The organism is Mammaliicoccus sp. Dog046 (assembly GCF_034039665.1).
GTDB lineage: Bacteria > Bacillota > Bacilli > Staphylococcales > Staphylococcaceae > Mammaliicoccus.
This window is the reverse complement of the sequence record NZ_CP120131.1, coordinates 2,176,353-2,200,770: the sequence shown is the minus strand read 5'-3', so window position 1 is coordinate 2,200,770 and position 24,418 is coordinate 2,176,353. Positions and strand designations below refer to the sequence as shown.

The 24,418-nt window shown below is 34.1% G+C and carries 24 protein-coding genes and 1 riboswitch; of the genes, 16 read left to right on the top strand and 8 right to left on the bottom strand.

The window, feature by feature from the left end; translation table 11 throughout:
* Positions 1-12 precede the first annotated feature (12 nt).
* Complete coding sequence (locus P3U32_RS10940; RefSeq protein ID WP_323703185.1) at positions 13-621, top strand: flavin reductase family protein; 609 nt, start codon at positions 13-15, stop codon at positions 619-621.
* A 15-nt stretch (positions 622-636) separates the two neighbouring features.
* Complete coding sequence (mhqD, locus tag P3U32_RS10935) at positions 637-1,227, top strand: methylhydroquinone degradation carboxylesterase MhqD (RefSeq protein ID WP_323703180.1); 591 nt, start codon at positions 637-639, stop codon at positions 1,225-1,227.
* A gap of 465 nt (positions 1,228-1,692) precedes the next feature.
* Here the strand turns inward: mhqD and P3U32_RS10930 are convergent, their stop codons facing one another.
* Positions 1,693-2,991: a YhgE/Pip domain-containing protein gene (locus P3U32_RS10930; RefSeq protein WP_323703179.1), complete on the bottom strand. Its 1,299-nt coding sequence runs from the start codon at positions 2,989-2,991 to the stop codon at positions 1,693-1,695.
* A gap of 155 nt (positions 2,992-3,146) precedes the next feature.
* Between P3U32_RS10930 and P3U32_RS10925 the strand changes: the two genes are divergently transcribed.
* Together P3U32_RS10925 and P3U32_RS10920 are read left to right on the top strand one after the other, a co-directional pair.
* Positions 3,147-3,767 (top strand): TetR/AcrR family transcriptional regulator, encoded by a 621-nt coding sequence (locus tag P3U32_RS10925; protein ID WP_323703177.1) that lies wholly within the window; start codon positions 3,147-3,149, stop codon positions 3,765-3,767.
* Between the two features lie 896 nt (positions 3,768-4,663).
* On the top strand, positions 4,664-6,082 hold the full coding sequence (locus P3U32_RS10920; RefSeq protein ID WP_323703176.1) for an MFS transporter: 1,419 nt from the start codon (positions 4,664-4,666) through the stop codon (positions 6,080-6,082).
* A 592-nt stretch (positions 6,083-6,674) separates the two neighbouring features.
* Here P3U32_RS10920 and P3U32_RS10915 read toward each other — a convergent pair.
* From P3U32_RS10915 to P3U32_RS10905, 3 genes are all read right to left on the bottom strand, one after another.
* Positions 6,675-8,072, bottom strand: a complete 1,398-nt coding sequence (locus P3U32_RS10915; protein ID WP_323703174.1) for a DHA2 family efflux MFS transporter permease subunit — start codon at positions 8,070-8,072, stop codon at positions 6,675-6,677.
* A gap of 89 nt (positions 8,073-8,161) precedes the next feature.
* Positions 8,162-8,602 carry a winged helix DNA-binding protein gene (locus tag P3U32_RS10910; protein WP_323703173.1) on the bottom strand — a complete coding sequence of 147 codons (441 nt, stop codon included), beginning with the start codon at positions 8,600-8,602 and terminating at the stop codon, positions 8,162-8,164.
* Between the two features lie 9 nt (positions 8,603-8,611).
* A complete protein-coding gene (locus P3U32_RS10905; RefSeq protein ID WP_323703172.1) occupies positions 8,612-9,397 on the bottom strand; it encodes an arylamine N-acetyltransferase family protein in 786 nt (261 codons plus the stop codon).
* 111 nt (positions 9,398-9,508) lie between these two features.
* Here P3U32_RS10905 and P3U32_RS10900 point away from each other — a divergent pair, with 111 nt between their 5' ends.
* The 3 genes from P3U32_RS10900 (at position 9,509) to P3U32_RS10890 (ending at position 12,203) form a co-directional block, all read left to right on the top strand.
* A complete protein-coding gene (locus P3U32_RS10900) occupies positions 9,509-10,324 on the top strand; it encodes a metallophosphoesterase (RefSeq protein ID WP_323704880.1) in 816 nt (271 codons plus the stop codon).
* Positions 10,325-10,478: 154 nt separating this feature from the next.
* The gene (locus P3U32_RS10895) at positions 10,479-11,528 is read left to right on the top strand and encodes an ABC transporter permease (protein WP_323703171.1); all 1,050 of its coding nucleotides are present in this window, start codon (positions 10,479-10,481) and stop codon (positions 11,526-11,528) included.
* A 12-nt stretch (positions 11,529-11,540) separates the two neighbouring features.
* Entirely contained in the window at positions 11,541-12,203 is a 663-nt protein-coding gene (locus P3U32_RS10890; RefSeq protein WP_323703170.1) for an ABC transporter ATP-binding protein, read from the top strand.
* A 71-nt stretch (positions 12,204-12,274) separates the two neighbouring features.
* On the opposite strand, the gene isaB is transcribed toward P3U32_RS10890, so the two are convergent.
* Positions 12,275-12,847 (bottom strand): immunodominant staphylococcal antigen IsaB family protein, encoded by a 573-nt coding sequence (gene isaB, locus P3U32_RS10885; RefSeq protein WP_323703168.1) that lies wholly within the window; start codon positions 12,845-12,847, stop codon positions 12,275-12,277.
* 259 nt (positions 12,848-13,106) lie between these two features.
* Positions 13,107-14,054 carry a nucleoside hydrolase gene (locus tag P3U32_RS10880; protein ID WP_323703167.1) on the bottom strand — a complete coding sequence of 316 codons (948 nt, stop codon included), beginning with the start codon at positions 14,052-14,054 and terminating at the stop codon, positions 13,107-13,109.
* A 172-nt stretch (positions 14,055-14,226) separates the two neighbouring features.
* Between P3U32_RS10880 and adcA the strand changes: the two genes are divergently transcribed.
* The 8 genes from adcA (at position 14,227) to celB (ending at position 22,198) form a co-directional block, all read left to right on the top strand.
* Positions 14,227-15,759 carry a zinc ABC transporter substrate-binding lipoprotein AdcA gene (adcA, locus tag P3U32_RS10875; RefSeq protein WP_323703165.1) on the top strand — a complete coding sequence of 511 codons (1,533 nt, stop codon included), beginning with the start codon at positions 14,227-14,229 and terminating at the stop codon, positions 15,757-15,759.
* A gap of 159 nt (positions 15,760-15,918) precedes the next feature.
* The gene (locus tag P3U32_RS10870) at positions 15,919-16,653 is read left to right on the top strand and encodes a class I SAM-dependent DNA methyltransferase (RefSeq protein ID WP_323703163.1); all 735 of its coding nucleotides are present in this window, start codon (positions 15,919-15,921) and stop codon (positions 16,651-16,653) included.
* Between the two features lie 78 nt (positions 16,654-16,731).
* Positions 16,732-17,646, top strand: a complete 915-nt coding sequence (locus P3U32_RS10865; protein WP_323703162.1) for a DUF7916 family protein — start codon at positions 16,732-16,734, stop codon at positions 17,644-17,646.
* A 436-nt stretch (positions 17,647-18,082) separates the two neighbouring features.
* On the top strand, positions 18,083-19,348 hold the full coding sequence (locus P3U32_RS10860) for a 6-phospho-beta-glucosidase (RefSeq protein WP_323703160.1): 1,266 nt from the start codon (positions 18,083-18,085) through the stop codon (positions 19,346-19,348).
* 27 nt (positions 19,349-19,375) lie between these two features.
* Positions 19,376-19,966 (top strand): PTS sugar transporter subunit IIA, encoded by a 591-nt coding sequence (locus P3U32_RS10855; RefSeq protein ID WP_323703158.1) that lies wholly within the window; start codon positions 19,376-19,378, stop codon positions 19,964-19,966.
* A 13-nt stretch (positions 19,967-19,979) separates the two neighbouring features.
* Positions 19,980-20,294 (top strand): PTS cellobiose transporter subunit IIA, encoded by a 315-nt coding sequence (locus tag P3U32_RS10850; protein ID WP_323703156.1) that lies wholly within the window; start codon positions 19,980-19,982, stop codon positions 20,292-20,294.
* 23 nt (positions 20,295-20,317) lie between these two features.
* Positions 20,318-20,821, top strand: a complete 504-nt coding sequence (locus tag P3U32_RS10845; protein ID WP_323703155.1) for a hypothetical protein — start codon at positions 20,318-20,320, stop codon at positions 20,819-20,821.
* A 21-nt stretch (positions 20,822-20,842) separates the two neighbouring features.
* Entirely contained in the window at positions 20,843-22,198 is a 1,356-nt protein-coding gene (gene celB, locus P3U32_RS10840; RefSeq protein WP_323703154.1) for a PTS cellobiose transporter subunit IIC, read from the top strand.
* Between the two features lie 329 nt (positions 22,199-22,527).
* Here celB and P3U32_RS10835 read toward each other — a convergent pair whose 3' ends face one another.
* Complete coding sequence (locus tag P3U32_RS10835; protein WP_323703153.1) at positions 22,528-22,749, bottom strand: hypothetical protein; 222 nt, start codon at positions 22,747-22,749, stop codon at positions 22,528-22,530.
* 73 nt (positions 22,750-22,822) lie between these two features.
* Positions 22,823-22,922, bottom strand: a riboswitch (SAM riboswitch).
* A gap of 217 nt (positions 22,923-23,139) precedes the next feature.
* Here P3U32_RS10835 and P3U32_RS10830 point away from each other — a divergent pair.
* A complete protein-coding gene (locus P3U32_RS10830) occupies positions 23,140-23,868 on the top strand; it encodes an NADPH-dependent F420 reductase (protein ID WP_323703152.1) in 729 nt (242 codons plus the stop codon).
* A 171-nt stretch (positions 23,869-24,039) separates the two neighbouring features.
* Here P3U32_RS10830 and P3U32_RS10825 read toward each other — a convergent pair whose 3' ends face one another.
* Complete coding sequence (locus P3U32_RS10825) at positions 24,040-24,387, bottom strand: antibiotic biosynthesis monooxygenase family protein (RefSeq protein ID WP_323703151.1); 348 nt, start codon at positions 24,385-24,387, stop codon at positions 24,040-24,042.
* Between the last annotated feature and the right edge of the window lie 31 nt (positions 24,388-24,418).

Genomic DNA, 24,418 nt, shown 5'->3' with positions numbered 1-24,418 from the left:
GAGGTGGTTCAAATGAAGAAACTACGACCAGACGCATTAACACAAAAAGAAAATTATAAATTGCTAATAGGATCCATTATTCCTAGACCGATTGCACTTGTGACATCACAATCAGATAGTGGGTTATTAAATATTGCCCCGTTTAGCTTTTTTAATATCGTGTCTTCGGAGCCGCCTATATTATCTATTGCTGTACAACGTGTCGAAGGTGAGATGAAAGACACGGCGCGAAATATTTTACAGAATAAAGAAGCGGTCGTGCATATTGTGGATACAGACAATGTTGCAGATGCCAATCAAACAGCAGCTAGGCTTGGACCAGACGAAAGTGAAATTGATCGTACTGAATTTGATCTCGTAGGTTCTGTTGAAGTTGCAGTGCCAGGATTGAAGCAAAGTAAAGTGCGATTTGAAACGCAATTATATGATCATATCGTCATTGGAAAAGAGGAAGAACCCATTTCCGATTTGATTCTATTAGAAGTGAAGTATTATCATTTCGATGAAGCAATTTATGAAAATGGCTATATCAATAAAGATGAATTAGGCGCAGTAAGCAGATTAGCAGGTAATGATTATGCGGAGATTGGGCAAACATTTACGATAAAGAGACCACAATAGAAATGGAGAGATACAATGAAACACATTTATAAACAAGGTGAACACGGTAAACCAGTATTTGTAATGTTACATGGAACAGGTGGAGACGAAAGAGATTTGTTACCACTTGCTAAAATATTAGACCCAACATACGGCATTCTAAGTGTGAAAGGTGAAGTATCAGAAAATGGAATGGCAAGATTCTTTAAACGCCGCGGTGAAGGTGAGTATGATTTAGAAGATTTGGAATTTCGTGGACAAGAATTGTATGAATTTATAGAAGAATCATCACGAAAATATAAATTTAATTTAGAAGATGTTGTACTTGTAGGATTCTCAAACGGATCGAATATCGCAATTAATGTCATCTTAAGAGAAGAATCACCATTTAAGAAAGCATTGCTGTTTGCGCCATTGTATCCAGTAGACTTACAACAAAATACAAAAGATTTATCAGCATTTAATGTATTCTTATCAATGGGAGAGAATGACCCAATCGTGACACCAGAACAAAGTAAACGCGTCATAGAAATATTTAAAGAACGCGGAGCAGAAGTGCATGAAACATGGGTGAATAGTCATGAAATTACACAAGAATCTTTAAACGAAGCGAAAAAATTATTATAAATATAGTATGGAAAAAGCTAGGACACCATTTGAGGGGGTCCTAGCTTTTACTTTGTGAATGGGAATTTATAGGATGTGGAGATATCGTGCGATTCAGGTTCAATCGCACGAAGAGTTAGGGGTAGGAGCAGAGATATCGTGCGATTCAGTATCAATCGCACGAAGAGTTAGGGGTAAGAGGCGAGATATCGTGCGATTCAAGGTCAATCGCACGAAGAGTTAGGGTTAGGAGCAGAGATATCGTGCGATTCAAGGTCAATCGCACGATATCTTTTATCCCAAATAAAAAGGGAGCGGGACAGAAATCTAATTTATAAAAAAAGATTTCGTAGTCCCGCCCCGGCAAGGATGACTAGAGTTAAAAAAAGCTTGATACAAGCGCATTTTTAACTCAGTCATCTACTGCCAAGATACTAAAAGAGACTGAGACATTATTAATGTCCCAGCCTATTCATAAATATTTTATTATGATGGTACTTCTGTTCTTTTTGAACTGTGCTTTCTAATAATTGCTGCTGAAATTGTAGAAACACTACCAAATATAATGAATCCGATAAACATCCACATTGTGCTGTTTAATTCAATTGGATGATTAAGGTATATAAGTGATCTTAAACCTTCAGCGTAATGTCTGAATGGGTTCCAACTTATCATATAATCTTGATAGAACTGAGGTAACATTTGTTTTGGTAAAGCTAACAGTTGCATACTAAAGAATAGCAATATCATAAACAGTGGTATCGCTTTTATTCCAAGCCATGTCATGACACCAAGTATTAAACTGATGAATGCTAGTAATGCGATGGCAATGTATAGGCCAACTTTATTTGGATCGTCAATTGTGACATTCAATACGCCAGTTAAGAAGTAAATATATCCAAATCCACCAACTAATGCTGATAAAATGGCAAGCCCAAGTTGTCCAATTGATCCAATGATACGGTCTTTTATAGTAATGAGGTTACTTGATCTAAATGAGAAGAACAAGATAACTGATGTAATTAATGAGCCTAACCAAATCGGTGTAAACATTAAGAATGGTAAGTTCCCGTTAGCTTGATGAGATTTAACTTTATTCATTGATTCTTTTTCCACATTAATTGGGTTAGTAAGGTCTTGAATATCAGAAGCAGAAACAGATACGTCTGTTTTATCTAATATTTGTATACCTTGTTTAGAGATTTGATTGTTTAACTGATCACCAATTGTTGTAAGCATTGTATTCGCAAGTTGTGCGCCTTGCATACTTGAACCTTCATTAACAATGACGCGGATTTGTCCTTGTTTTACTTGAACAGGTTCTGGAGCTTGTTGCTTGCTTTGCATTTGCTTAACTTGCTCAGGCGTCATTGCTCCACTTTTAATTTGTTTTTCTACTTTAGCTTTCATTTCTTTCATTTTTGCATCTTGAACAGTTTTTTGAACTTTACTTAAGCTATCTTTTGAAAGATTTTTATCTAAGATAATCGCGCCATAGTATTTGTTGTCTTTAAAACCTTGGTCTAAATCTTTTTTGTTATCTACAGAAATCCATTTAACTTTTTCTGAAAGATCTTTGTTGTCTTTAATCTTATCTTCAAAAGATTTCCCGATATTGACTTGTTTATCTTGCATCGCAGTGCCGTTATCTTGGTTCATAATAGCAATAGGTACTGATTTAGGTTCTGGATTATACGCTGGTAAAAATGCAACAGCAAGTATTAACAAAATGACAGCAACTAGTACAGGTGCCATCCAAAATAATTTCTTTTTAAATATTTGCATGATTTATTCTCCTTTATTGAACATAGTGTTGATTATTAATTACATTGTTTATTATAATAGGGTTTAAAGATTATACAATCGTCAATACATTACAATTGGTTCATTAATCAACAAAAATATTAATATTGTTCATTAAATAAGGGAGGATTTTTAAAATGGCTGAAGATCGTCGAGTTAGAAAAAGTAAAAATGCGATTAAAAAAGCATTTATTGAGTTGTTGAAAGAAAATAGAATTGAAAAAATTACGATTCAAGAAATTTCAGATTTAGCGGATGTAAATAGAGGTACATTTTATTTAAATTATGAAGATAAGTATGCACTTTTAGATGAAATGGAAAATGAGCAAATTGAAAAAATTAGAGGCATGGTAGATATCAGTAAAATGGCTTTAGATCAAACATCTACGGCATCGTTCATAGACGATTTCGCTAAGAAAATAATTGGAAAAGTAATTACGCACATAGATGATAATATAGATTTTTATAAAGTGATATTAACATTAGAAAGAAAAAGTAAAATAGAGAATCAATTTAGCGTTTTTGTAAGAAATAATTTGGAATTTTTAATAGATGAAGGAGAAGATGTATTCGGAATTCCTGAAGAATATTATTTAAGTTACATTACAGGATCGATGATATCGATGATTAAATATTGGGTGAACGACGAAAATCGTGTTTCGGTTGATGAACTCGTCAATTATTCAGCAACAATTGCAGGAACAGGTCCATTGACTATCATGAGGAAACTTGTTGATAAAAAATTTAATCGAGATTAATGATAAAGAGTCGCCAACTATTGTGAAGTTGAAGGAACACACAAAGTTGAGCGGCTTTTTATGTTGTTTGTGGTGTGGAATTTGCTTTAGAAATGGGAGAAATTATGTGAGGTGGGCATAAGTTGGTGAAAGTCGTAGATTAAGTGTGGAGTTAACGCTGGAATTAATCCAAGAAAAGGGTCAAGTCGTGAGTTAACGCCGAAGTTAATCCAAGAGAAAGGGCAAGTCGTGAGTTAACGCCGAAGTTAATCCAAGAGAAGGTCAAAGTCGTGAGTTAACGCTGGAATTAATCCAAGAAAAGGGTCAAGTCGTGAGTTAACGCTGAAGTTAATCCAAGAGAAAGGGCAAGTCGTGAGTTAATGCCGAAGTTAATCCAAGAGAAAGGGCAAGTCGTGAGTTAACGCCGAAGTTAATCCAAGAGAAGGCCAAAGTCGTGAGTTAATTGCGAAGTTAATCCAAGAGAAAGGGCAAGTCGTGAGTTAATTCCGAAGTTAATCCAAGATACGCCCCATACCAAACATTTCCTCATGCAATATAATCGATCCCACAAAAAAATCCCCGCTCAACCCAAATTTCTCAACAAAATAATTCCCATTATATGACTTATTATTCCAGTCGATTTATCTTCGAATCATCATGTCTCCGTAGGTATATAAAATTTTCTAAAAATTTATTTCCCTATGAAAAACGTGTATAAATCTTGGAAAATAATAAAAAAACACATAGAAAATAGTGCAATTTTACAATAGTGGTCGACCACTTACAAACCTAATAAACTATTGTGATTGTTTTGTTTTTCACAATTTTAATATTTTAAAATTGTGTAATTTTACAGTTGTTTTTATTTTTCAATCTGTTATTATACATAACTATATCGAAAGGGTGTTTATAAAAACATGAAATTTAATAAAAATAAAGTCAATGTTGTAGACATGAAACAAACTAAGAAAAGTGTTTATGCAACAGGTATTGGTAATGCGATGGAATGGTTTGACTTCGGGTTATATTCTTATTTAGCAATTATCATTAGTAAAAATTTCTTCTCTTCTGTAGAAAATGATGAGTTGAAATTAGTATTTACATTTGCAACGTTTGCCATTGCCTTCTTAATGAGACCATTGGGTGGTGTCATCTTCGGAAGAATTGGCGATAAATTGGGAAGAAAGACTGTTTTAACAACGACAATTATTTTAATGGCATTTTCAACGTTATTAATTGGATTATTACCAACTTACGATCAAATTGGTGTATGGGCGCCAATTCTATTACTGATTGCTAGAATTATTCAAGGTTTCTCAACTGGTGGGGAATATGCTGGTGCGATGGTTTACATTGCAGAGTCTTCTCCAGATAAGAAGAGAAGTGTTCTTGGTAGTGGATTAGAAATTGGTACTTTGGCTGGTTATATCCTTGCTTCTTTATTAGCAACTGGATTAACAATTGGTTTATCTGATGCTCAAATGCAATCTTGGGGCTGGAGAATTCCATTTATCTTAGGTGCACCACTTGGACTATTCGGTTTATATTTAAGAAGACATTTAGACGAAACACCTATATTTGAAAACGAAATTTCAGACAATGATGATGAACAAGAGTCATTAGGGTCAATCCTTAAAAATCATAAAAAAGATATCGTATTATGCTTCATTGCAGTAGCATTCTTCAATATCACAAACTACATGTTATTATCATACATGCCTTCTTACTTAGAAGGAGAAATTGGTATTTCAGCATCATTAAGTACAATTCTTATTACAAGTGTCATGGTAATCATGGTTCCTTTAGCGTTCTTATTTGGACGTTTAAGTGATAAAATTGGTAACAAGAAAGTTGTTCTTGTCGGTACATTTGGCTTAACAGCATTTTCATTATTAGCATTTTACTTGATTGGCATGAATCAATTGATGTTTATTTCATTAGGTATATTCATTCTTGGTTTCTTCCTTTCAACATATGAAGGTGCAATGCCAAGTCTATTACCAAGTATATTCCATACAGATGTTCGTTACCGTACACTAGCAGTTACGTTTAATGTATCTGTATCAATTTTTGGTGGTACAACACCATTAGTTTCTACTTGGTTAGTACACGCAACAAATAATCCATTAGCACCTGCATATTATTTAACAGCAGTAAGTATTATTGGATTTGTAGCAATTCTTGTACTATTTGAAACAACTTCAGGAAAAGCTTTAAAAGGTTCATACCCAACAGTATCTTCTAAAAAAGAATTAGAAAAAGTAGCTAAAAACCCAGAAGATGCACTTTGGTGGAATGAATCAGAAGTTCCAGAAAACAAAGTTAAATTAGATTAATATACATTAAAAGAGACTGGACATAATATAATGTCTCAGTCTCTTTTAGTATCTTGGCAGTAGATGACTGAGTTAAAAATACGCTTGTATCAAGCTTTTTCCAACTCTAGTCATCCTTGCCGGGGCGGGACTACGAAATCTTTTTTATAAATTAGATTTCTGTTCCGCTCCCTTTTTTATGGAGGCATTTTAGATCTTCCTAGATGGATTTCAAGTATAGAAGATATCGTGCGATTGATACCGAAACGCACGATATCTTGGCGAAATCCTGAAGTCTTCGTGCGATTGATACCGAAACGCACGATATCTCGGCGAAATCCGGAAAGTCTTCGTGCGATTGCCCCTGAAACGCACGATATCTTGGCGAAATCCTGAAGTCTTCGTGCGATTGATACCGAAACGCACGATATTTCGTCGAAATCTGGGAATTCTTCGTGCGATTGATACCGAAACGCACGATATCTCGGTGAAACCTGGGAATTCTTCGTGCGATTGCCCCTGAAACGCACGATATCCCCACACCACACTAAATATTTCAAATAGAAAAAGCTGGAACGACATTTTTCAATGTGTTCCAGCTTTCTTCTATACTTTATGCTTTTTTCACAAATAATGATGTGATGAATCCTAATGCTGCGACACCTGTTATAAAGTAAAAGACAAATTGTACACCGTGAGCGATTATTTCTCCGCCGTCTAAATGACTAGAATGACCAGTGACTTGTTGTTGACCTACTGTATAAAGTGTAATAGCTAATGCTGTACCAGCTGATCCTGCTACTTGCATTAACGTATTCATTGCTGCTGATCCATCTGCATATAAATGAGGTGGTAGCTGATTTAATCCATTAGTTTGTGCTGGCATCATTATCATCGTAGAACCTAAAAATAGTACGATGAATAAACTAATGATTAACCAAACTGGTGTTGTGGCTGTAATGGATATTGAGAATCCAATACTTGCTACAAGTAATAATAAATAGCCAGCGATTCCAAAATATCTTGCACCATATTTATCAAATAAACTACCAACAACTGGAGACAATATAAAGTTGATAGCATTACCTGGTAATAGTACGAGACCAGCCAGTGCTGCTGTTAATAATAAACTGCCTTTTAAATAAATGGGTAGTAAAATAGCTGTCGATAATATAACGAGCATTAAGAAGAAAATCATGAGTACACCTAATGTGAACATAGGGTGTTTAAATACAGTCAGATTCAACATTGGTTCTGACATTTTTGTTTGTCTAACACAGAATAATGTTAATGAGATGATCGCGATTACTAGTGGCAACCATACAATAGGTGAACTGATTGAAACTTCAGCCATTGTACTTAACGCATAAATTAATCCGGAAAAACCAATTGTTGATAAAATGATAGATGTGAAATCTATTTTTGGCTTAGTGATTTCTGATACATTACTTATCTTAATAAAAGCAATAACTGTTAATCCTACATAAAAGATGGCACTAAACCAGAAGATGAAATGCCAGTTTAATGTTGTAATAATGACACCTGACAATGTCGGGCCGACTGCTGGTGCTAAAGTAATGACTAATCCCATAATACCCATGACAACGCCACGTTTATTAACAGGGAATATGTTGAGCATAACGGTCATCATTACGGGTAAAATAATGCCTGTTCCAATTGCTTGAATGACACGTCCGAGCAACAATACCGCAAATACAGGTGATATTGCAGCAAAAAATGTTCCTATTATAGAAATCATAAATCCGCCTAATACGAGTTGTCTCGTTGTAAACCAACGTGTTAAGTAAGCTGAAATTGGTACGAGGATAGCGAGGACTAATAAGTAGCCTGTTGTTAACCATTGTGCGGTAGGTGCGCTAATACTGAAATCTTGCATGACGTTTGTTAAGCCCATGTTGAGTGCGGTTTCGCCAAATAAACCGATAAAAGCGCCTAACATTAAAATGAGGGCCATTGTTTTTGGGTGCTTTACTTGTACTTCTGCTTTCATAATATGCTTTAATCTCCTTCGTACCTAAAAATAATAACTTACTCACTTTAGCAGAATAACATCCTTATTGTCAACTTGGTTTACAAAACTTAATTTTGAATATCCCAATCCATTTTCAAAATGTCTCTCAGTTTATTAACGTTATCTAAGCCAATAGATTCAATTAAATGTTGTTCTAACATTTTTTTCTGACGTGTCACTTCTAAAAAGTATTCTTCACCAAGTGCTGTTAATTGGATGGCTTTTTCTTTTTTATTACCTTCAACATCTTGAATATCTACTAATCCTTTTTGATGTAATTGTTTAATGGATTTATGCACAGCTTGTCTAGAAATCGTGACACTTTTAGTAATGGTAGAGATGTTGCACTTATGTTGATAAACTTTGGCCATAATATACCATTCAGAACTAGACATATGGACATCATGTGTATCATTCCACATCGATTCTATCTTAGTACGGATGATGCCATGACGTTCGCTTAATATATCAAATAAATCTAAGTCTTGTAATTCTTGATTAGTTATCACTGTTGGTCCTCAACTTTCTAATGTTTTAATTTGTTCTTCTATTCCAAAATAATGCTTTAAAATATTTTTATAATTGTCATGAGTGACGGGTTCCTTTTGTTTGCCGTCATTCGTCGTAATCGTTAAGTGCGCTTTAGACATACTTACTCTACCATATTCTTTAGGGATTGTAATAATGAGATTTTGAACAAATATAGAATCTGGGTTGAGTGCGTTAAAAGCTAAATGATCTTCAAAGAAGTCCCATGATCTGGGTGTGAATTGTGTTTGGTAAGACGTACGCCACTCCATGTTTTCTAATTGTTTTTGAAGTTGAATGGAGCCAGATGCATCAGAAATCGCACGATAATTTCCATTAATATCATTAATAACAGTAGGGTCTTCGTGTGTAGAGATAGGTATCGCTTCAGTCGGTAAATCACCAAACCCAACATCAGCAATATAAGGGCGGTCTAAATGTACAATCGTCGACATGTGAGAACCATCGCGCGTCCAGCTATCGTCAGGCGCATGAACTGTGCCAGAGATACAATCAACGTTAAATCCCTTTTTCTTTAAATAAGCTTGAAATAGTGTATTCATTTCATAGCAAAATCCACCACGGTTTTGATAGACGATTTTATTGAATAAATCATCAATACTTACTGAAATAGGGGTATTGTTTTGAACGCTTATATTCTCAAAAGGTACTGTGTGCATAAATCTTTTAATAAAATGGTTTAAACTGTTTAAATCGATTTGATGATATGTGTCTGAATCAATATTTAAATAGTTTTCAAATTGTTGAATATCCAAAGTCGTCCCTCCAAAAAAATGCTTGGTGCTATTATAACGGATATCAAGCATGAATGTGTTAATATGAAATTAAAATTACATGGTTATAAAATAGAAAGCTAGGTCATGCTTATGAAAATTGGTACGATTTCGGATCTACATATAGATAGAAGTAAAGATTATTATCCACAAGATTTTGAGATGATTTTGGTGAAAGAAATCATGCGTTTGGAGTTGGATTTATTATTAATAGCAGGAGATATTTCGAATCACTACTCACAAACAATACAATTTGTTCAAAATGTTAAGCATCAATCTAATATAGACGTCTTGTTTATTCCGGGGAATCATGATTACTGGAAGAACGAACATGAAGAAAAAACGTCATATGAAATCTTCGAATATTATAAATCACAACCCGAAACAGTAATTGGGCATCCGTATGTCATTAATGATGATTGGGCAATTGTGGGGCATAGCGGTTGGTATGATTATAGCTTTGCGGATCAAGATAAATTCAGTTTAGAACGATTGGAAAGAAGAAAGTACTATGGATCAACATGGTTAGATAAAGAACATATCGATTGGGGTAAATCAGATTTAGAAATGTCTCAATTAGCTGCGCAATCTGTAAAAAATGATTTAGAACAAGTGAAAGACAAAAATATTATATTAATGACACATATCGTCACACATAAGAGATTTGCTGTACCAATGCCACATAGAATCTTTGATTATTTTAATGCATTTATCGGGACATCTGATTTTGATCAGTTCTATACAAATTATCCTATAAAATTCAGTATCATGGGACACGTACACTTTCGAAGTGCAATAGAAGATGAAGGCATCACATATATTTGTCCATGTTTAGGGTATCAAAGAGAATGGCGAACAGAAGATTTAGAAACAGAAATAAAAAATACAATACAAATTGTAGAAATATAAGAGCTATGTTGTTGGGGTTAAAGCCAATGAAAAATAAATAATACTAAAAAGTGTTCCACAATATGGTTAATATTGTGGAACGCTTTTTTCTAATGGTATACTTTATATAGATTGAGAACGGAAAATAATTGGTTTTCTAGAAAGGATTGAAAATATGTTCTTAGCTTGGAACGAAATGAGAAGGAATAAAACGAAGTTCGGTCTTATTATTGGCGTATTAGTTATGATTAGTTATTTATTGTTTTTATTATCCGGTTTAGCCAATGGTTTGATGAATATGAACAGGGAAGCGGTCGATTTATGGAAGGCTGATGCGATTGTTTTAAATAAGGATGCGAATCAAACAGTAGCTCAATCGTCTATAAAAACGGATGACGTAGATGGCAAATTTGATAAAAGTGCGCATTTAAAACAAACAGCTGTCATTGCATCTAACGGGAAATTACAAGAAAATGCAACGGTCTTTGGTATTGATGGAAAGGGATTCCTAATGCCTAAAGTAGAAGAAGGGTCATTGTATAAGAAAAATAATGAAGTTGTAGCTGACCATACTTTGAAAACTAAAGGTTTTAAAGTTGGAGATGAATTGTCGCTTTCAAATAGTGATGAAAAACTCAAAATTGTCGGCTTTTCAGAAAGTGCGAAATTTAATGCGTCACCTGTATTGTTTACGAACGATGAAACAATTGGTAAATTAAATCCGATGCTTAAAGGAGATCGCATTAACGCGCTAGTTGTGAAAGATAAACAATGGAAAGATGTTCAACTAAATAAAGATTTAGAGATTAATGAAATAGAAGATTTCATTACGAAATTACCTGGGTATCAAGCACAGAATTTAACGTTAACATTTATGATTGTTTTCTTATTCGCTATTTCAGCGATGGTGATTGGTATTTTCTTATATATTATTACGTTACAAAAGAGAAATTTATTTGGCGTATTAAAAGCACAAGGGTTAACAAATGGCTTTTTAGCAAGATCTGTGATGAGCCAAACGATTATCATCGCGTTAATCGGTACGCTCATTGGATTTGGATTAACGGTATTGACGGGTTCATTCTTACCAGAAGCAGTACCTATCAAATTTGATTATGTAACGATGTTTATTTATGGCATTGTGTTGATTATCGTTGCGATATTAGGTAGTTTATTCTCAGTGTTAAGCATTAGAAAAGTAGAACCATTGAAAGTCATTAGTTAGGAGGAACATGTCATGTTATCATTTGAAAATGTCACTAAATCATTTAAAGATGGAAATCGAACAATTGAAGCGGTTAAACCTACGAATTTCAAATTAGAAAAAGGTGAGCTCGTCGCAATCATTGGTCCATCAGGTTCCGGGAAAAGTACACTGCTAACAATGGCTGGCGCTTTACAGTTACCATCAGAAGGTACGGTATCATTAAACGGACAACAAATTAATCAATATAATGAAAAGCAACTTTCAAAGTTAAGATTAAAAGAAATCGGCTTTATTCTACAAACGAGCAACTTGATTCCATTTTTAACAGTGAAACAACAATTTGAATTACTTAAAAAAGTGAAAAAAGATGTCATGAGCGAAGAAGAACATCAAAGATTACTTAAACAGCTCGGACTTAATAAAATATTAACTCAATTACCGAATGAAATATCAGGAGGACAAAAACAAAGAGTTGCGATTGCGAATGCTTTATATACCAATCCATCAATAATACTTGCAGATGAGCCAACAGCATCATTAGATACAGAGAATGCGATTGAAGTGATGGAAATCTTAAAACGAGAAACGAAAGAACTGAATAAGTTATGTATCATCGTGACACATGATCAAAGGTTAACGACTTATTGTGATAAAGTATTTAAAATGGTAGATGGTACATTGAAGGAAGAATAGTATTTAAAAATAAATAAAAACAAGCCCATCATTATACTGAATGTTATCAGTACAATGATGGGCTATTTTTATTATCCGATACTCATTTTAGTTAAATAACCATCTTCATCAAAGAATGCTGTGTATAAACCGTCATTAGTATTATATGAAATTGTTGATCCATCGTCAGAAGCGGCTTCTGATCCAGCATTAGATGCGTGTGCGTTTTTGAACTCGGCTTTTGTTACGGAATTTGGCTTAGTTAGGAAAGTGACTTTAATGACTTCATCTTTGTCATTAAAATTTACAGTTGTATCGTAAAGATTTACAGAATGGTCAAAATCTTTTGCAGCATTTGGGTCGACTTTGTAACCATCGATAGTGACGTTATCATATTTTAATGCACGTACAAAATTATAATCTTGTGTAAATGAAGGATCGTATGTTGTGTAACCTTCATATTGATACCAAGGTATTTGTTCGCTTGACTCTTTTGTACTTTGTGCGTTGGTACCACTAGAGCCACCTTCGCCATGACCCCATTTTTGAGTTTGTTCTGCGGCTTGTGCAGTTGAATCATTAGATGAAATAAATGGTGTTGAAGAACCTGCGACAAGTGCTGAAACGACGATTGTTGCTGAAAGAATCTTTCCTGTTTTACGCATAATCAATCACTCCTTAAATTTTGACTAGGTTTTGACTATCAAAATATAGTCAACTTACGAATGCATAAATTTGTGAACAAGTAACCTTCTTCAGATGATTTCTCATTTACCCCTTACACATGTACCTTGACGATTAATTTAAGTGATTAGTGCGATTATCACTCCTAAAATTTGGCTTACACTTTTCGAAGTGTAATTATACTCTTTATTCTCACATCAATTACTATTAAAAGCAAATATTTCTAAGCAAAATAATGAATTAAAGTGACGGATAGCTGCGTAACGCTTTCTCCATCGTATTCCATGCTAATTCAATATCAACTGCGGTTGCAAAGTGTGCATTTGGTTCTTGATGATACGTATGATTTAAATCAACTGACATCGTACCATAAGTTAACGGACTTTGATTTTCAATTTGAATATATGTGTGTTGAAGGGTGAATATTTTAGGATTTAATAAGTATAAGATTGTACAAGCATCATGAATAGGTCCACCATCCATATCGAATTGTTCTTTATAAGTAGATTTGAAGAATTTTAATAATTCAACGACGAATTGAGATACTGGATTATTGATTTGATTAAATCGCTCGATAATCGTGTCATTACCTAATAATTGATGCGTAACGTCTAATCCGAAGACGACAACAGGCACGCCACTGTTAAATACTTTTTTAGCTGCTTCACCATCTACCCAAATATTGAATTCAGCAGTTGGTGTCCAATTTCCAAATGTACCACCACCCATGATGACAATTTCTTGGATATTTTCTGCAATTTTTGGTTCTTGAATTAATGCCATTGCTACATTTGTTAATGGACCAGTTGCGACGATTGTAATTGGCTCATCGCTGTTTAACACTTCATCAACAATGACCTTCACACCGTGATTGCCAGTTGCTTTTAATTTTGGATTTTTAGGTAATTGAGGACCATCCAAACCTGTTTCTCCATGAATACTTTCCGCGAACGCAGATTCTTTAATTAACGGTCGATCTGCACCAGTAGAAACTGGAATATCTCCACGTTGCATAATATCAAGTACATTTAATGCGTTTCTTGTATTTTTATCAACAGATTGATTGCCTGCAACGGTCGTAACCGCTACGATATCGAGTGGACTCGTTTCAGCACCTGCTATTATCAATGCGATTGCATCATCATGCCCAGGATCACAATCCATAATGATTTTTCTATTGTTTACCATCAAACCACATCCTTCTTTGTATTGAACATCTTCACATTATTATACTAAAGCGATTTCATGTTCACAAAATAAACGGGTAATGAATTTTATTTTAAAAAAGCTATTGTTTTTTATAAAAGATAAGTATATAATTTTAAATCGTAACCATTACTATTTAAAGGAAGTGTATGAAATGAAGAAATGGGTAGCAGCGCTTTCCATTGTTATAGCATTATTGGTGATAACGGGATGCACGCAAAGTAATAAAAAGGATAACGACTCAGAAAAATTAAAAGTATCAACAACAGTTTATCCTTTAAAATCATTTATTGAACAAATCGGTGGGAAACATGTAGAAGTTGAATCCATCTATCCAGCAGGTACAGATTTACATAGTTATGAACCAACTCAGAAAGAAATTTTAGACGTAAGCAAATCTGATTTATTTGTATATACCGGGTATGATTTAGATGCTGTGTCGAAAAAAATTGCTTCAGTAATAAAAAAAGATGATAAAAAATTATCATTGCAGAATAAAATTGATCAAACAGAATTGTTAACGGATCAGCATTCACATGAAGAAGAAGGTCATGATCACGAAGGGGAACACGCACATCATCACGGTAGTTATGATCCACATGTTTGGTTAGATCCAACTTTAAATCGTGAAATGATTAAAGGCATTAAAGATGAATTAGTGAAGAAAGATCCAGATAACAAGGCATATTATGAAGAAAATTATAAAAAATTAGATAAAGATTTAAAAGACATTGATCAATCAATGAAAGACGTTACGAAAGATCATCAAGGACATACTGTATTTATTTCTCATGAATCTTTAGGCTATTTGGCACATCGCTATGGCTTCGTTCAAAAAGGTGTTCAAGGTTTAAATGCTGAAGATCCTTCACAAAAATCATTAACTCAAATGGTATCAGAAATTAAAGAAAGCAAAGCGAAATATATATTATACGAGAATAATATTTCGCCGAAAATTGCAGACACAATTAGAAAAGAAACAAATGCGAAGACACTTCCATTTAATAATATGGAGTCATTAACTAAAGAACAATTGAATCAAAAAAATCTATCATATCAATCGTTAATGAAAGATAATATTAAAAATATCGAAAAAGCATTAAACGACAAAATAACGACAAAAGATGACCATAAAGATACAGCACATGATAAAGCAATCGAGAATGGCTATTTTAAAAATAACCAAGTAAAAGATCGTCAATTATCAGATTATGCAGGAGATTGGCAGTCTGTTTATCCATATTTGAAAGATGGCACACTTGATGATGTCTTTAAACATAAAGCTGAAGATGGTGACATGTCTGCGAAAGAATATAAAGCTTATTATGATGTAGGATATAAAACAGATATCGAAAACATTAAAATAACCGATAATAAAATCAGTTTTACTAAGAAAGGTAAGACAGTAACAGGGGAATATGAATATGATGGATATGATATTCTAAAATATGAAAAAGGCAATAGAGGCGTGAGATATACATTTAAATTAAAAGGTCAATCAAATGATGACTTACCAAAATATGTACAATTCAGCGACCATAACATCTATTCTAAGAAGACATCTCATTTCCATATATTTATGGGAGACAATAAAGAAAAAGTTCTAAAAGAATTAGATAACTGGCCAACATACTTCCCTTCAAAATTAACAAAAGATGAAGTGAAAGAAGAAATGTTAGCACATTAATTGAATGAAAATAAAAAAGGACTTGGATGTAGAATCGACCACATCCAAGTCCTTTTTATTTTAGGCACTTGTATACCCACATCATACTAAAAATGAATATATAAGTCTATTTTTTATATAGTTTATGTTTATAATTTATAACATAGAGGGGGAATGGTTATGGATAATATTTATGATAATCAAAAGTTTTTCGAAGCGTATTTACAAAAAAGGTCAGATCCATTAAGTTATAACGAAATTGTTGAAATGCCAGAAGTTAAACGCCATTTACCAGATTTGGAAAATAAACATGTTTTAGATATTGGATGTGGTATGGGCAACTTAATCAACGATATGCTTACATTTAATCCTTCGCATATTACAGGTGTTGAACAATCTGAAAATATGATTCGCGCTTGTCGTGACAATGTTCATTCACAATCGGTATCTTTGATTCATAATGACTTCATGGCATTTCATACTGATTATAAATATGATGTGATTGTTTCTTCACTGGTCTTTCACTATATTGAGGATTTTAACAAGTGTTGTCAGAAACTGAACAATTTATTAAATAATGATGGGACACTGTTATTTACGATGGAGCACCCAATTCAAACAGCAACAAAACATCCTGACGTACGTATTGAAGATGAAACAGGTGTGTATTTACGTATGGAACATTATTTTGATGAATCCGAACGGTCAGCTACATGGTTAGGAACATCTGTGAGTAAATATCATCATACAATTTCAACAATCATCAATAGTTTGATTGCAAATGGTCTTGAAATCATGCATGTGCAAGATTTAGGTCAATCTAAAGAAGTGTTTGAGAACTACGATGAAAATCGTATTCATACTTTGAAACAATATCCACCATTTATACTTATAAAATCAAAAAAGAAAAAGTAATTTTTATGTAAGATAATTTGACATAATTATTTATTAACTATATCTTTAGCGTGTATTTAAAATAAAGGGGTGAAGGTTTTGGTTAAACGATTAATTAGCGCAAATACTTCAGAGATAAGTCGTTTCTCGAAAGAAGAATTGAAGCAAAGTATTAAAGCAAGTGAGGGGAGAACGGTACTGAGTGAAAATGTAGTCGTGCATTCACCTGCGATTGTTCAAGATATTACAAACGCTGAAATGGCAACTGCATTTGGTGCCGATATGATTTTATTAAATGCTTTTGATATACATGTACCAATTGTGAATGGTTTGTATAATGAAACGTTTGAAGGTTCGGGAAATGTTGTTCAAGATTTAAAACATCTAGTTGGCAGACCAATCGGCGTTAATTTAGAACCTGTCGATGATCGTGCTAATATGGCAGAGCAGAAATTAAATATTGCGGAAGGTAGAAAAGCAACGGAGGCAACTTTTAAACGTGCGAATGAATTGGGATTTGATTTCGTATGTTTAACAGGTAATCCAGCAACCGGTGTGACAAATCAGCATATATTAGAAGCGGTCAAAGTTGGGAAAGCGCATTTTGATGGTTTAATTATTGCCGGGAAAATGCATGGCGCTGGCGTAGATGAACCTGTTGTAGATTTAACAGCGATTCGCAAATTTGTAGAAAATGGCGCAGATATCATATTAGTCCCAGCAGTCGGTACCGTTTGGGGTGTGAGTGAGCAAGAAGTGAGAGAAGCTGTAGAAGTGGCGCATCAGAACGGTGCATTAGTGATGAGCGCTATAGGTACATCACAAGAAAGTTCAGATGAAGCGACAATTAGAGACTTCGCAATTAAAAATAAAACATTAGGTGTGGATATTCAGCATATTGGAGATGCGGGATATGGCGGTTTAGCACCTGTTGAAAATATATATGCATTAAGTAAAGCGATTCGTGGCCAACGACATACCGTATCACGAATGGCACGATCAATAAATCGATAAATATAAGAATATGTAAAACAGTCGACACGGCGTAACGGTACCGTGTCGACTGTTTTTTTGATGTGTAGATTATTTTCGGCTCAATACTCGGAAAAACTGAGCCGAAAACGGAATTACCGGCTCAGTACTTGGGAAAACTGAGCCGAAAACGGAATTACCGGCTCAGTACTTGAAAAAACTGAGCCGAAAAACGGAATACCGGCTCAGTACTCGGAAAAACTGAGCCGAAAACGGGAATACCGGCTCAGTACTCAGAAAAACTGAGCCGAAAACGGGAATACCGGCTCAGTACTTGGGAAAACTGAGCCGAAAACTACCGAATCTATATCACAATATTTCCGTAGCACTACGGAAATTTCTAACATGTCGCAATTTTATGAAAACGTTTACAATAAATGTGTATTAAGAAATTTTTGATAAAGGGAGGAAACAAGAAATGTCAAAATTACAAGATGATTTCTTATGGGGAGGCGCTGTTGCTGCTCACCAACTTGAAGGGGCTTGGCAAGAGGGTGGCAAAGGAACTAGTGTCGCAGATGTAATGACAGCTGCTTCTCATGGACATCATAGAGAAATTACGGACGGTGTTATAGAAGGGAAAAATTATCCTAATCACGAAGCGATTGATTTTTACCATAGATACAAAGACGATATTAAATTGTTTCATGAAATGGGATTTAAATGTTTTAGAACATCGATAGCATGGACAAGAATTTTTCCAAATGGTGATGAAGAAGAACCGAACGAAGAAGGATTAGCATTCTATGACGCACTATTCGATGAGTGTTTAAAATATGGCATCGAACCTGTAGTAACACTATCACATTTCGAATTACCTTATCATTTAGTTACTGAGTACGGTGGTTTCAGAAATAGAAAAACAATTGATTTCTTTGTTCGATTCGCAACGGTATGTTTTGACAGATACAAAGATAAAGTGAAGTATTGGATGACGTTCAACGAAATTAACAACCAAGCGAATTATGATGAAGACTTTGCACCATTTACGAATTCTGGTGTGAAATATGAAGCTGGTGAAAATCGCGAACAAATTATGTACCAAGCTGCACACTATGAACTTGTTGCGAGCGCGAAGGTTACGAAAATTGGTCATCAAATTAACCCAGACTTTGAAATTGGTTGTATGATCGCGATGTGTCCGATATATCCGGCAACATGCAATCCTAAAGATGTATTGATGGCTCAAAAAGCAATGCAAAAGAGATACTATTTCACAGATGTGCATGTACACGGTGCGTATCCGGGTTATATGAACACATATTTTAAAACGAAGCAATTTGATTTAGACATTACGGATGAAGATTTAACAGATCTACAAGAAGGTACTGTCGATTACATTGGTTTTAGTTATTACATGTCATTCGCGATTTCACATACAGCTTCAAATGAACAATATGATTACGTGGAAACACGAGATTTAGTGAAAAATGAATATGTAAAAGCATCGGATTGGGGATGGCAAATTGATCCGGAAGGCTTAAGATATGCGATGAATTGGTTTACTGATATGTACGGCTTACCATTATTCATTGTTGAGAATGGATTTGGTGCCATTGATGAGTTAGGTGCAGATGGCGTTGTACATGATGACTATCGTATTGAATATTTAAAAGCACATATCGAACAATTTATGAAAGCAGTCGATGAAAAGTTAGAAAACATTGATTTGATTATTTCATAAATCGATTTATCTACGATTGTTTTTAAAGTGGTTGTGATTCAAGTCAATGTCTTACTTAACGAACAAGATATAAAGAAAATTAGTACATTTATCCATCAACAACATTCACAATTCTCGTATAATCACGTGCTTGAAGAAAATATCGCATTGGAACAATATAGTGGATTTTTTGATCAGTATTGTAATGAAGAGGCGTTTAACGTGATTGAGTCTGATTTGGATAAAAGTGCCATTTATGACTTGTTGATTAAGCAGTTAAGTATGAAGGAAGAAGCGGATTTTGAAAGTAAGTTACGAAAGCAACTTCAATATAGAGAAGGTTTGAGCTCAGTCGTCTTTAGTGATGAAGTAGCGGTGCCACATACAGCACATTCCGTTGGTGATTATTCAAGTATCGCAGTTGCACTCGTACCAAACGGCGTTTACTGGGACGAACAGCACGAGAAAATTAAACTGATTATTATGTTGTCACCATCAAAATATAATGACAATGAATTAAAGACAATCATTGATATTATCGTTAATTTAATAGATTCAAATGATAAAGTAACGGCGCTCATGGATTGTAAAGATTATCAAAGTTTTAAGGCGTATATGGTTGGTCAGTATTATAAATAAAGGGGTTTAGCCTATGGAACAGGAAAACATTCAAGTCGTTTCGTTCGAAATTATATTACATAGTGGAACGGCGCGTACAAGTATCCATGATGCATTTAAATGTATGCGCGAGGACAACTATGTAGAAGCAGAACAGCTATTAAATGAAGCTAATCAAGAAATTACATTAGCACATCAAGCACAAACAGATTTATTACAAAAATATGCATCAGGTGAAACGATTGATATGGAAATCATTATGGTACATGCACAGGATCATCTCATGACTACAATGACTTTAAAAGAAGTAGCGATAGAAATGTTGCATTTATATCAAAAGGTTAAATAACGTCATTTGAAAGAGGGATATACATGAATAAAGAAACAAAAGCAAAAATAGAAAAAAACAGAAAAGAAACCAGTCTTAAGACGATGTATTTTAATCGATTTTTGTTAGTGAGATACATGTCGGCTTTATTCTTTTTCACAAATTTATATTGGTTTTTCACACTTACGATGAGTCGTTCTTTATTGCTGCTCATACCGCTGATGCTGATGTTATTAATGATTGTCAGCGTGGCTGAACAAGTGCGTATGTATAGTCGTCATTCAAATCATGCGAAATATACATTTTATAGCTTTTCAACGTTATTCATCGTCAATGTCGCTTTAATCATCATGGTATTATTTACACCTTTATTTCAACATTTATATCCGTTTTTAATTGATCAATCTGCTACGAGAATATTTATTATAGGGGCGCTTGTTGCAGGATTAATCATTAGTGGTTTTGTCATGTTCAGGCTAAATAATATTCGACAAGATAAGGATTGGCATTTTAAACGATTGCAGAGATATGAACGTGCATTAAATTAAATATAGAAAAGGGGTATCGGTATGGGGTCGGAAAACAAAGTGTTTGCTTTATTAGAGAAATATTTAATGGGTCCAATGGGGAAAGTTGCATCATTTAGAATTGTTAGGGCAATTATGGCAGCCGGGATGGCATGTATACCATTTACAATTGTCGGATCGATGTTCTTAGTATTGAACGTAATACCACAAACAATTCCAGCATTAGAAGGCATTTGGAATAATACGTTCTTTAAAATCGGTGACTTGTATATGTTAGCGAACAAAGCAACAATGGGGATATTGGCATTATATTTCTGTTTAGTTATCGGTTACGAGTATACGAAGATTTATGCAGATGAGGAAGACTTAGCAGTAAATCCATTGAACGGTGCATTATTATCAATGTTTGCGTTCTTTATGGCTATTCCTCAGTTAGTCATTGAAGATGGGAAAATGGTAGTAGTTAATATAATGAAGAAAGACGTCAATATATTTAACGGTTGGGAAATGTCAGGTGACGGTGTCAGTAGATTAGGAACGACAGGTATCTTCACTGCCATCGTTATGGCCATTATCGCAGTTCAATTATATCGTCTCTGTGTAAAGCGTCAGTGGATTATTAAAATGCCTGAAGCCGTTCCAGAAGGTGTTTCAAGATCATTCACAGCATTAATACCTGCTTTTTTAGTAGCATTTGTTGTGTTAATATTCACTGGTATTTTAGTCGCATTAAATACAGATATCTTTAAAATTATTGCAGTACCATTTGGATTTGTTGTTTATTTAACAAGTAGTTGGATTGGTATATTGGTTATATACTTCTTAATTCACGCACTTTGGATTGTAGGTATTCACGGTGCTAATATTATCGGAGCATTCATCACACCAATCTTGCTTTCTAATATGCAATTAAATATTGATGGAGCAAATATACCATTTGCCGGAGAATTCCCAAATTCATTCGCAATCATGGGTGGATCAGGAGCAACGTTAGGTATGTGTATCTTTATCGCATTCTTAGCAAAATCCGAACAACTGAAAGTATTAGGTAAAGCAGCATTAGCACCAGGTATTTTCAATATTAATGAACCATTAGTATTCGGTTTGCCGATTGTTTATAATCCATTTTTAGCGATACCATTTTTCTTAGCACCAATGATTTCAGCATCTATTGGTTATTGGGCGATCAAGTTAGAAATTGTTAAACCGATTATTGCGCAAGTACCTTGGCCATCGCCAATCGGGTTTGGTGCATTTATCGGTACTGCCGGCAGTTTTACAGCAGTTGTCGTAGCACTTATTTGTGGGGCAGTCGCGTTCTTAGTATGGTTCCCATTCATTAAAATATACGATAGAAAATTAGTTGAACAAGAAAAAGGAAACGACGCTTTAATTTAATAGATTGTAAAAAGAGGCTTGGAAAAATGAAATCCAGGCCTTTGTTTTATGTAAACATTTGGTAATAATTAGCGTGAAAAATTGTGTAAATTGTTGGTAAATAGTAAGTGTAATGTTAATATTTAATTGTATTAAAAATAGCCATCAGGTTTTAGAGTACGCTGATGACTATCGAGTAAAGGCTCACACTGTGGATGTGATTACCAAACGAACCTTAGTGTTTGAAGCTAACTATACGGCAAATATAGTTAGCTTATTTTTTTTGCTTGTTTTTAATAGCATGAATGCCGACAAAGTATATTGCTTTGTCGGCATTCGTGCGTGTTCATTTATTTCTTCGTTATTCTAATATTAATTTCAAATTCATTGAACTGAATCGTTTGATCATCATGATGATTTTGGTTGCTTGGGACGTAGTCGGATTCTAACTTTCTAAGTTCAGCAAGTAGTGCACTTTTCTGTTGTGTTCTTCCAATTGAGGACGCCCAATTATTAGGTGGGTGTTCCTTTAATTCATCTAAATCTGCTAAAATATCTTCTCTTGTTCTCATATTATTGCCTCCTAAAGTTTGAGTTACAATAAAACAGCTCATCTTAAAATTAAGAAGAGCTGTCTAGAGATTCTTCTTATCTTTCAAGTATCACTTGTTGGATTTAGCACAGTGCAAACGCCTGCTGCTGAGGTTTCTTCGGGCCAATTCCCTCCACCTACTCTAAATAAGATTACGAGCTATTTTATTGTTCCCTTATAATAACGAATAAAGTGAAATTTGTCTAATGATAAAATTTTTTCCTTCGAAAATATTACTGAAAAGTCATATACATCACAAAAGTACGAAAATATGTACCTAGGCTTATTTTATTGCCTTCTTGGATTATGTAAGTAAAAAGAATATAATCAATGAACTAAATAAAACATTTAAATTAAAGGAGATATTATGATGAAAATAGGAATTATTGGTGCGGGTCCCATTGGCGCAACATTATCACATAAGCTTGTTAATAGCGGTCACGATGTAAAAATTGCTGATGTACGTAGTGTTGATCGTTTAAAAGATAAAAATATTAGCGGTAAAGCAGTCGAAGTTGAAGATGTCGTAACGAATATAGATGTTTTAATTTTATCTATACCAACAAAAGTAATGACTGATATTAAAGATGTTATTTCAAAAGTTGAAGATAAAGTGATTATCGTTGATACATCTAATTATTATCCATTTAGAGATCATAAAATAGCAGCAATTGAAGATGGAGAAGTTGAAAGTGAATGGGTATCTCAACAAATAGGTAGAGATGTAGTGAAAGCTTTTAACAATTTACTTGCATATACATTAGCGGAAAAAGGAAGTCCTCAAGGAACTGACAATCGTATAGCTATAGGGATTTCAGGAAACAACGATGCTGAAAAAGATATCATCAAACAACTGATTAATGAAGTAGGTTTTGATGCTGTAGATAATGGTAAGTTATCAGATTCATGGAAACAACAACCAGGAACACCTGCGTACTGCACTGAATTAACAAAAAGTGAATTAGCAACAGCATTAGAAAAAGCTAATAAACAAAAAGCACCACAATTAAGAGATGAAATTATGAAAAATTTCACTCCAGATTTTACGCATGATGATACTGTTAACTTAAATAGAAAGATTTATAATGCAGGAAGTTGATGCAGTCTATGGTGAAATTGAATTGAGTCATTTATAAGCCACCACTACAATTTTTCTTGGTCGATTACATTGTATTAAAGTGAGCTATAAATGGTTTTTTTTATACATAATAATATGGAATAGTAGTTTTCGGCTCAGTACTAAGAAAAACTGAGCCGAAAACGGAACCACTTATTTATTATCTTCATTTCTCACAATATACTGTTCATCGTGTTTTGGTATGCCGTCTTGATCTTCTGTATAACGTTCTACTTCCATCGTTAATGTGTATTTCTCTCTTAACTTCATTATTTTTTCCATTGTTTGTGAAAGGTGATGTTCATCTAGGGCATTTTGATTGGTCCATTGATCTATAAGTAAGACTGTGCCATTTTCTTCTAAAGGCATAAAATATTCATATTTTAAGTTACCTTCTTTTTCACGTATTTCTGAAACAATACCACTGGATATCATTTCTAACGCAAAGTCTTTTGCTGCTGTTCCTTCGCCTCGATAATAAATATTTACTGTAATTGTCATGGATTCATCTCCTAATTGTATAAAAAACATG

Excerpts from the sequence above, each read along its gene's own strand:
- P3U32_RS10940 (WP_323703185.1), top strand. The coding sequence starts at position 13 with ATGAAGAAACTACGACCAGACGCATTAACACAAAAAGAAAATTATAAA.
- mhqD (WP_323703180.1), top strand. The coding sequence starts at position 637 with ATGAAACACATTTATAAACAAGGTGAACACGGTAAACCAGTATTTGTA.
- P3U32_RS10930 (WP_323703179.1), bottom strand. The coding sequence starts at position 2,991 with ATGCAAATATTTAAAAAGAAATTATTTTGGATGGCACCTGTACTAGTT.
- P3U32_RS10925 (WP_323703177.1), top strand. The coding sequence starts at position 3,147 with ATGGCTGAAGATCGTCGAGTTAGAAAAAGTAAAAATGCGATTAAAAAA.
- P3U32_RS10920 (WP_323703176.1), top strand. The coding sequence starts at position 4,664 with ATGAAATTTAATAAAAATAAAGTCAATGTTGTAGACATGAAACAAACT.
- P3U32_RS10915 (WP_323703174.1), bottom strand. The coding sequence starts at position 8,072 with ATGAAAGCAGAAGTACAAGTAAAGCACCCAAAAACAATGGCCCTCATT.
- P3U32_RS10900 (WP_323704880.1), top strand. The coding sequence starts at position 9,509 with ATGAAAATTGGTACGATTTCGGATCTACATATAGATAGAAGTAAAGAT.
- P3U32_RS10895 (WP_323703171.1), top strand. The coding sequence starts at position 10,479 with ATGTTCTTAGCTTGGAACGAAATGAGAAGGAATAAAACGAAGTTCGGT.
- P3U32_RS10890 (WP_323703170.1), top strand. The coding sequence starts at position 11,541 with ATGTTATCATTTGAAAATGTCACTAAATCATTTAAAGATGGAAATCGA.
- isaB (WP_323703168.1), bottom strand. The coding sequence starts at position 12,847 with ATGCGTAAAACAGGAAAGATTCTTTCAGCAACAATCGTCGTTTCAGCA.
- P3U32_RS10880 (WP_323703167.1), bottom strand. The coding sequence starts at position 14,054 with ATGGTAAACAATAGAAAAATCATTATGGATTGTGATCCTGGGCATGAT.
- adcA (WP_323703165.1), top strand. The coding sequence starts at position 14,227 with ATGAAGAAATGGGTAGCAGCGCTTTCCATTGTTATAGCATTATTGGTG.
- P3U32_RS10870 (WP_323703163.1), top strand. The coding sequence starts at position 15,919 with ATGGATAATATTTATGATAATCAAAAGTTTTTCGAAGCGTATTTACAA.
- P3U32_RS10860 (WP_323703160.1), top strand. The coding sequence starts at position 18,083 with ATGTCAAAATTACAAGATGATTTCTTATGGGGAGGCGCTGTTGCTGCT.
- P3U32_RS10850 (WP_323703156.1), top strand. The coding sequence starts at position 19,980 with ATGGAACAGGAAAACATTCAAGTCGTTTCGTTCGAAATTATATTACAT.
- P3U32_RS10845 (WP_323703155.1), top strand. The coding sequence starts at position 20,318 with ATGAATAAAGAAACAAAAGCAAAAATAGAAAAAAACAGAAAAGAAACC.
- celB (WP_323703154.1), top strand. The coding sequence starts at position 20,843 with ATGGGGTCGGAAAACAAAGTGTTTGCTTTATTAGAGAAATATTTAATG.
- P3U32_RS10835 (WP_323703153.1), bottom strand. The coding sequence starts at position 22,749 with ATGAGAACAAGAGAAGATATTTTAGCAGATTTAGATGAATTAAAGGAA.
- P3U32_RS10830 (WP_323703152.1), top strand. The coding sequence starts at position 23,140 with ATGAAAATAGGAATTATTGGTGCGGGTCCCATTGGCGCAACATTATCA.
- P3U32_RS10825 (WP_323703151.1), bottom strand. The coding sequence starts at position 24,387 with ATGACAATTACAGTAAATATTTATTATCGAGGCGAAGGAACAGCAGCA.